General features: G+C 47.0%; 1 protein-coding gene. It reads left to right on the forward strand.

Annotated features, from left to right (window positions below):
* Positions 1–150 precede the first annotated feature (150 nt).
* Positions 151–945 carry a tryptophan synthase subunit alpha gene (gene trpA, locus IQ242_RS24540; RefSeq protein WP_193961748.1) on the forward strand — a complete coding sequence of 265 codons (795 nt, stop codon included), beginning with the start codon at positions 151–153 and terminating at the stop codon, positions 943–945.
* The last annotated feature ends 575 nt before the right edge of the window (positions 946–1,520 follow it).

Consider the following 1,520-nt stretch of genomic DNA (forward strand, 5'->3'; position numbering starts at 1 on the left):
CTATAAGGGTTCCATCCCTTATAACCCCCGTCCATTGCATAACACAAACCGAAGAGCCAAAAATTCTTTACCTGAGCTTGTAGCGATCGGCAATGAGCTATTCCCCGCCATGAGATAATAGACGGTGCTTTATGTCTTCAGTAATTTTCGATGACTGCTGTTTCCGAGTGTTTTCGTTCTCTCCGTTGCCAGGGGAATTGTGCCTTGATTCCCTTTATTACTGCCGGTGATCCCGATTTATCTACCACTGCCCAAGCTTTACGCATTTTAGACCGAGCAGGGGCTGATCTGATCGAGTTGGGGGTTCCCTATTCCGATCCTCTCGCGGATGGTCCGGTTATTCAAGCGGCGGCCACCCGCGCTTTAAATCGGGGTGTCAAGTTGGAAGATGTGCTAGAAATCGTCAAAAATGCTCAGGGAGAGGTGAAAGCTCCGATTATTCTCTTTACTTACTACAATCCCATCTATCATCGCGGGATAGATGTCTTTTTAGACCAAATTAAAGCAGCTGGGGTGAGTGGTTTGGTGGTTCCCGATTTACCCCTAGAGGAAGCGGAAAGTCTGCTGCAACCGGCTGCCGCTAAGGGAATTGAAGTGATTTTATTGGTAGCGCCTACCAGTCCCCCGGAACGAATACAAGCGATCGCCAGGCAATCCCAAGGTTTTATTTATCTGGTGAGTGTCACGGGAGTGACGGGAATGCGGAACCAAGTGGCCACCAGAGTGGAGGAATTGCTCGATTCTATCCGTTCTGTCACCGATAAACCCGTAGGGGTAGGATTTGGCATTTCTGACCCGACACAGGCACTACAGGTGAAAAACTGGGGGGCTGATGCGGTAATTGTCGGCAGTGCCATGGTTAAACGTCTGGCCGATAATTCCCCCGGCGATGGGTTAAAATCCCTTGAGGAATTCTGTCGTAGTTTAAAACAGGCGATTCAGTGAGGGGTTAGAAATTCTTCTAAGGGAATTCCGATTGCGGGGCGATCGAGGTACAATCTCTCTGGGATTCCCTTTTCTGCTGGTTTTAACGCTCGGTGGCGGCAGTAGGGATTGTTCCCTTAAAAGAGCATTGTACCTTGTTCTACGGGTGGCGCTCACGAATAAAATTGGTGCGTTACGGCCGATTGTTGATTTTAGTTTTTTGTCCAAATTAGCACCCGCAAACACGCACCCTACAATCTACAGACAAAAGATTATTTTCGATTACAATGTCGGTATGGAATAACCCGTAAAATAATCCGTAGGTTCGGTTAAACGACGTGCAACCCAACACAAAACATGAAGAATAATAGGGGGGTGATGTTGGGTTTCCGTTGTCAACCAACCTTGCAAAATAGGCGTACTGCTACGCAGTGCCTTCGGCATCGCACTTGATATCTTAATAGCTAAATTGCTTGTTTGCCAAATTCAGGAACAACCAGGTTGACTTCCTTCGAGTTGTAACCAAATGCTTCTACCTGAGACTTGATCAAATCAAGAGCATCATAATAAGCAAGGCTTTGTCCTTTATAGAAAGA

Source organism: Microcystis sp. LEGE 08355, from assembly GCF_015207185.1.
GTDB classification, from domain to species: domain Bacteria; phylum Cyanobacteriota; class Cyanobacteriia; order Cyanobacteriales; family Microcystaceae; genus Microcystis; species Microcystis panniformis.

What these genes read in the sequence shown, in the direction of transcription:
- trpA (WP_193961748.1), top strand. Translation starts at nt 151, where the DNA reads ATGACTGCTGTTTCCGAGTGTTTTCGTTCTCTCCGTTGCCAGGGGAAT.